The following is a 6,349-nucleotide window of genomic DNA, read 5'->3' on the forward strand; positions in this document are numbered from 1 at the left end:
CTTTGCGGACACGGCCTAGGGAGGCGGACCTTCCGCCGTCGGGCGGCTGCGCCGGTCGTGAGTTCGCGCGCGGTTCCCCGCGCCCCTGAGGCGGGTGGACGTGCCTCATGGGGGGCGGGGAACCGCGCGATCGGCGGTCGGCCGGCGGCGCATCCGGTCCGCCCCTACAGGCGGCTCAGTGAAGCCACCGCGAGGAGTGCGTCCTTGATGGCCTCGCGGTCGCCGTCCTGTCCGGCCGCCGCGTCCTTGGGCGCCAGCCGTCCCGCGGCCAGTCTGCAGAACTCCACGCCCTCCAGGGCGACATGGGCCACCTCGTGGTCCGGGGCGGGGGCCGCCGCGGGCGAGTCGAGCGGGATCAGCCACTCGCCTCCGCCGGATCCCTCGATCTCCAGGCGCAGGGTGCGGCCGGGTTCGCCCGCCTCGACGAGGTGGCGGCCTGGCTCCGCGGGCGCCGCCAGGCCGGACCGGCGGCGCTCGGCCAGCGCCCCCGGCAGCAGGCGGGCCGCGAGGTCGATCATGCGGTGCAGGTGTCGCCCGGACGGCGCGTCGTAGGGATAGTCCACGGCGTCCGCGATGTCCTCCGCGTGCACCCAGCACTCGAAGGCCCGGTCGGTCATGGCGTCGTGCAGCGGCAGGGAGAAGTCGGTGTAGGACACCGGCATACGGCCCGCGCCGCCGGTGAAGGCGACGGTCCGCACGATGCCGTGGCTCTGCTCCCGCCAGGGCCCGCGCACGGACCGGGTGGGCGGGAAGCGGGAGGCCCGCCAGTACGCCTCCGTGCGCCCCGCCGGGGTGGGCAGGTCCGGGCCGAGGCCGGCCAACGGGTCGTCGAGTCCGAGGGCGAGCGCCACCAGCCCGTCGACCGCGAGGAGATGGGCGATGACCCCGGCGACGGTCGTCCGCCGGCTCGCCGGTTCCTTGCCGTCGTACCAGCGCAGCCGCACCGGCGCATGCCACTCCGCGTCCCCGAAGTCCTGGAGCAGCGCGTCGAGCCGCGCGGTCTCCGCGTCGTAGGCTCCCGCCCACTCGGGGACCGGGATGCGCGGCGGGCGGCGGTCCAGGCAGCTCTCCACGGACGGGTCCAGGTCGAGGGAGTCGGGCCGTTGCAGCAGCCCGACGGCCTCGCGCAGCCGCCGTGCCTCGTCGGCGCAGCTCCCGCAGCTGCCGAGGTGGTCCTCGACGGCCGCCGTCTCCTCCGGGGAGCAGGCGGCCAGCGCCCAGGCACCCAGCAGGGATTTCAGGACGGGGTGGGGCAGTTCGGGCGGTGTCATGGCCGCGCGCAGTTCGTCGAGGGCGGGCAGGGACAGGTCGCCGTTCTCCACGGAGACGCGGGGCGGCGGTATGCGGGGCGCGTGGCCGTCGTCTCCCCGCTGGTCGTCGGAGCGGCTCGGCTCGGTCACGCCGCACCCCCGTACCCGGGAGGAGCGCCGGGGGCGCCGGTGTCGTGGGCGGTGGACAGCAGCTGGAGGCCGAGGCGCAGCCGGCGGCGGGCCTCGTCCTCGGTGACGCCGAGGTCGGCCGCGGTCTGGCGGTAGTCACGGCGCTGGAAGTAGGCGCGTTCCAGCGCGGCGCGCAGCGGGGCCGGCATGGCCTGGACGATGTAGTCGGCGCGGGCGGCGACGGCGGCGTGCCGGACCTTGCGTTCCAGTTCCTCGGAGGTGCCGTGGCCGTCGGCCAGCGCGGCGGTCTCGGTGGCGCGCAGGCGCTGTACGGCGAGGCGGTGGGTCAGGCCCGCCACCCAGGAGCGCAGGGGTCCCTGTTTCGGGTCGTAGGTGCCGGGGTGTTCCCAGATGTGGGCGAAGACCTCGCGGGTGACCCCGTCGGCCGCGCGTCGGTCGCCGAGGACGCGGTGGGCGAGGCCGTGGACGAGGGTGGCGAAACGGTCGTACAGCTCGCCGAGGGCGGCTGCCTCGCCTCGGATGAGCCGCTGCTGCATCGTGCGGTCCCAGCGGGGTGGTGCGTCCTTCTTCGCCACAGGGCCCCCTCCCCTCGCGTCGGCGCCGGGTCCGGTCCTGACTCCAGCGTGCGTCCACCGTCGTCCCGAATGTAGTCGGCACGTCTGACAGCGCACGCCCCTTTGTGGCAAAGCGCGCCCTGACGGGCCGCAGGTGATAACGGACCTCCTTTTCTGGTGCGTACCCGACCCTTCAGTGCTCAGGCATATTTGAGTTCTGATCGAACAGGATCGAAGTTGACTGGAACAAGCCCTTTCCGATCGGTTTTCGTTTCCGGCCCGGCGTTTCAGGGAACGGCCGCTGGGCAGCCACGCTCAAAGAAGCGTAGGGACTGCTTCCGTTTCCGGGTGGTGGTTCCGGGAAGCTCCGGCGAACGAAGGGCATGGTGGTGGCGTTCAATGTGACGGGTGACGAGCGGGGCGAGTGGGCCGTGCTCCATGTGTCGGGCGAGCTGGACCTGGTGACGTCGCCGGTGCTGCGTCAGCGGGTGCACGACGTGGTGGCCGAGGGCCGCCACAGTCTCGTCCTGGACCTCTCCGAGGTCTTCTTCTGCGACTCCAGCGGCGTCGGCGTGCTCATCGCCACCCGCCGGCTGCTGCGCTCCTGCCAGGGCCGGCTGCGGCTGATACTCCCCGCGGAAGGCGTGGAGGGGGGCACCTCCCGCGCGAGCGCAGCCGAGCGTGGGGCAGGCGCACACGTCAACCGCGTGCTGGGTGCCCTGGGCGTGCGCCGCCTGTTCGACGTCCACCCCGACCTCGCCTCGGCCGTCTCGGAGGAGGCCCGCCCGCTGTCGGCGTGAGCGCTTCGCCACACCGTTGTCCCGAAATTCCCCCGGTCTTGGCACAACCGTCGTTTTCCCGCTCCCGGAGCGGCCGTCGCGTCGTACGCTCCGTGCGAGACGCACCTCCACGTGATGTAAGGCGGCCCGAGAAGACATGGTCAGCAGCGAGTACGAGCGCAGGATCGCGGCCAGGTTCGCCACCTTCGACCAGGACGGCAACGGCTCCATCGACCGCGAGGACTTCAACCGGGCGGCCAAGGCGCTGCTCGCGGAGTTCGGTACGGCCGCCCGGTCCGACAAGGGCCAGGCGCTGTACGGCGGCGCGGAAGCGTTCTGGCAGGGCATGGCGGGTATCGCGGACCGGGACGGTGATCAGCGCATCACCCGCGACGAGTTCGTGGGCGGGGCCGTGAAGCGGCTGCGGGACAACCCGGAGCGGTTCGCGGAGATCGCCCGCCCCTTCCTGCACGCAGCCCTCGCCGTCGCCGACACGGACGGGGACGGCGAGGCGACCGTCGAGGACACCGCGCGGGCGCTGGCCGCGCTCGGCGCGCCCGAGGACGCCGCCCGCACGGCCGCCGCCGCACTGGACGCCGACGGGGACGGCAAGGTCGTCGAGGCGGACGTCGTGCCCGCCTTCGCGCGCTACTTCACCGTCTCCGAATAACACGCGCACCTGCTGTCCGAGCACCTCGCCCGACTCTCCCCGCGCGGGAGGACCTCCTGCACCCCAGCCGCTCCGGCGGTTCGGGGCCGGAGCGGCCTCCCGCGCGGAGCCGTGCCCTCACCGCCCGCAGGGCCGGCGAGGCGCGCGACGAACTCACGGTCCGCGGGCCGCGATCCCCGGCGCCGGACGCTGAACCGCGCGGCCTGACACGGCAGTTGCGGGCCCGGCGGGCGGGAGGCGGCACACAGCGTGAAGGGCCGCTCACGCCCCGGCCTGCCGTCGTGGGCGGGCGGGATCGGCGCTGGGCTGCGGTGTCGTGGGAACCGTGTCGGACGGCAGGGTTCCATGTCGGTCGATGTCACGGATCGTGGCATGCCGGTGTTACTCAGCGTCGATCTCGGGGCAGGGGCCGCGCGGAACTCGTCACGTCCCGAAGCGCCGGTCCCCCTCCGGTACCTTGTGGGAGGCGCGCCGCATTCCGGCTGTTCGACTCCCCGCGACGAAGGTCGCACAGTATGCCGCACGGGTACTCCTTCGCGCGGGAATATGCCCGAAGCGCTTGTTGGGGTGACGGTGTGTCAACGAAGCTGTGCTGCAAGGGATTCACGTTCCGTGACCCTTGCTCTGGCCGTTGTTCTGGTCATGCGGAAAATGGCTACGATCGTGGCCCTCATGGGGCGCGAGCCTCGGTGTCCATCGGTTCGGATGGTGTGAGCGGTGCAGGTGCTTCAAGTGCAACTGGAGATCCGGCCCGACCCCGCTGAAGTGGGGCGGGCCCGGAGGTGGGCACGCGCGCGGCTCGCCGGGTCCGCGATAGCGGCCGACGAACCGCTCGCCGAGACGCTCGTCCTGATCGTCTCCGAACTGGTCACCAACGCCGTGGTGCACACCGGCTGCCCGGCCGTGCTGCGACTGTGCCTGCCCCAGACCCCCGCCCCCGAGAAGGCGACGGTCCGCCTGGAGGTCGCCGACGGCAGCACCCGGGCGCCGGTGCCGCGCTGGGCCGAGTGCGAAGAGACCGGCGGCCGGGGCCTCGCGCTCGTCGACGGGCTCGCCGACCGCTGGGGGTGGAGTCCGGAGGGCGCCGGCAAGCGCATCTGGTGCGAACTCGACCGCCGTGACGCACCGGATGGAGCGGCCGCGGTCTGTCCGGACGGCGGCGCCCTGGCGTACGAGGGGCTGGCCTACGAAGCCGTGTGACGTCGCGCGGGGCACGGGGGCACGGCCTGCCGGCGGATCGTGCCCGCGAGGTGGGGGGTGCGCCGGACGTGCTTCCGTGCGCGCCTCATCACACCGGGCTCAAGTGACGAATCACCGATTGGGTGTTGACGTCCCGTGTCCGTTTGATCACGCTTGTGGTCAGCGATTCGCCGCGAGGGGACGGCGAGGGCTTCCGTGACGGAAGCCCTCGGCGAGTGTGGGTCGTGAACCGGCGTCGGTTCCCTCAAGGCCACGGGGGACCGGGGGGTGGACACGCCGGGGCCGGATGGCGGCGCGCGGTGCCGTGCTCGGGGCGGGCGCTCTCGCGCCGCCACCCGGACTTTCCCGAGGGCCGACCGGAGGACCCCGATTCTCCACAGGCTGTGGACAACTTTTCCGGACTCCGGCCGGGTGCTCGCGGCGAGGTCCGGTCCGACCGGATATGTACGGCCGTGCATCAGATCGTCCGGGGTCCGCAACCGCACCGCGCAGCACGGTTGTTGACGGCCGTTGTCCACAGGGAGGGGAAAAGCGCTGGGGTGTTGACGGTGCCACCGCCTACCGTCACCCGCATGACCTATCGCGAACTGGCCACCCGGCCGGTACTGACCTGGTCGCTCGTCGCCGTCGGCGCCCGCATGCCGGTGGCCATGGCCCCGCTGGCCGTGGTGTTCCTCGTGCGGGAACGGCCCGGCGGCTATTCACTCGGAGCGCTGCTCGCGGCGGCGTACGTGCTCGGTGAGATCGTCGGGGCGCCGGTGCTCGGCATGCGGGTGCGGCCCGAGACGGCACGGCGGCAGATGGCGGCGGGACTCGCCGTCGGGGCCGCCGGATTCGCCGGGCTCGGGATGCTGCCGGAAGCGCCCGCGGTGGTGCTGGCGGGGTGCGCCTTCCTCGCCGGAGCCGCGCCCGCCGCCTCGGCCGGAGGACTGCGCTCCCTGCTCACCGGACGGCTGGTGCCGAAACACGCCGTCACCCAGGCGCTGTCCGTCGAATCGATGCTGATGTCCGGGATATGGGCGCTCTCCCCGGCCGCGGTCACCGGACTGGCCCTCGGCGTCGCGCCCCGGGTGCCGCTGCTGCTCGCGGCCGCGCTGGTGCTCGCCGCCGCCGGCGGACTGTGGCTGCTGCCCGAGGGCTGGGACGTCGAGGAGGCCGCCGCCGAGGGCCGGTCGATGCTGCGGCTGCTCGCCGGTGCCTGGCCTGTGTACGTCACGGGCGCGGCCAGCATCGCCCTGCTCGCCCTCGCCGAACTCCTGCTGCCCGCCCTGCTGGAGCATCGGGGGATCGGCGTCGGCTGGGCAGGTCCGCTGCTCAGCGGATTCGCCCTCGGGTCCGCCGTGGGCGCGTTCCTGTACGGGATGCGGTCCTGGCCGGGACGGCTGCGCACCCGCAGCGTGGTGCTGATGCTCGGGGTGTCGGGATGCGCGACGCTGGTCGCCCTGGTACCCGGCATCGCCGGGATCACGATCGCGCTGACCGCCGCGGGCATCCTCCAGGCGGGCGCGGTCATCACCCGGAACCTGGCCCTCCAGCGGGCCCTTCCGCCGAGTGCGCTGGCCGCGGGCTACTCGGTCATGTACGCAGCGGCCAGCGCCGGTTACGCCGTGACCGGCTCGGCGGCCGGCGCCCTGCTCGAGGTGACGACTCCGGACCGGGCGATCCTGGCCGGGGTCGGCCTCACGCTGGTGCTGGTGGCGGTGGGCGCCTGGGGGGAGGGCCGGCTGGACCGGCGGGCTGTCGTGG

Annotated in this window: 6 protein-coding genes; 4 read left to right on the forward strand and 2 right to left on the reverse strand. The window is 73.5% G+C overall.

What is annotated here, in order from left to right; translation table 11 throughout:
- Positions 1-164: 164 nt before the first annotated feature.
- Entirely contained in the window at positions 165-1,400 is a 1,236-nt protein-coding gene (locus tag CCN42_RS17745; protein WP_245877336.1) for a zf-HC2 domain-containing protein, read from the reverse strand.
- The gene (locus tag CCN42_RS17750) at positions 1,397-1,975 is read right to left on the reverse strand and encodes a sigma-70 family RNA polymerase sigma factor (protein WP_086736903.1); all 579 of its coding nucleotides are present in this window, start codon (positions 1,973-1,975) and stop codon (positions 1,397-1,399) included. The genes CCN42_RS17745 and CCN42_RS17750 overlap by 4 nt, the downstream gene beginning before the upstream one ends.
- A gap of 362 nt (positions 1,976-2,337) precedes the next feature.
- Here CCN42_RS17750 and CCN42_RS17755 point away from each other — a divergent pair, with 362 nt between their 5' ends.
- The 4 genes from CCN42_RS17755 to CCN42_RS17770 form a co-directional block, all read left to right on the forward strand.
- Positions 2,338-2,754 (forward strand): STAS domain-containing protein, encoded by a 417-nt coding sequence (locus tag CCN42_RS17755; protein WP_086736905.1) that lies wholly within the window; start codon positions 2,338-2,340, stop codon positions 2,752-2,754.
- A 136-nt stretch (positions 2,755-2,890) separates the two neighbouring features.
- Entirely contained in the window at positions 2,891-3,403 is a 513-nt protein-coding gene (locus tag CCN42_RS17760) for an EF-hand domain-containing protein (RefSeq protein ID WP_086170991.1), read from the forward strand.
- A gap of 732 nt (positions 3,404-4,135) precedes the next feature.
- Complete coding sequence (locus CCN42_RS17765; protein WP_169731475.1) at positions 4,136-4,603, forward strand: ATP-binding protein; 468 nt, start codon at positions 4,136-4,138, stop codon at positions 4,601-4,603.
- Between the two features lie 572 nt (positions 4,604-5,175).
- A partial coding sequence (locus tag CCN42_RS17770; protein WP_086736909.1) for an MFS transporter occupies positions 5,176-6,349 on the forward strand: 1,174 nt, incomplete at its 3' end.

The sequence above is a fragment of the Streptomyces glaucescens genome (assembly GCF_002154375.1).
Lineage (GTDB): Bacteria > Actinomycetota > Actinomycetes > Streptomycetales > Streptomycetaceae > Streptomyces > Streptomyces glaucescens.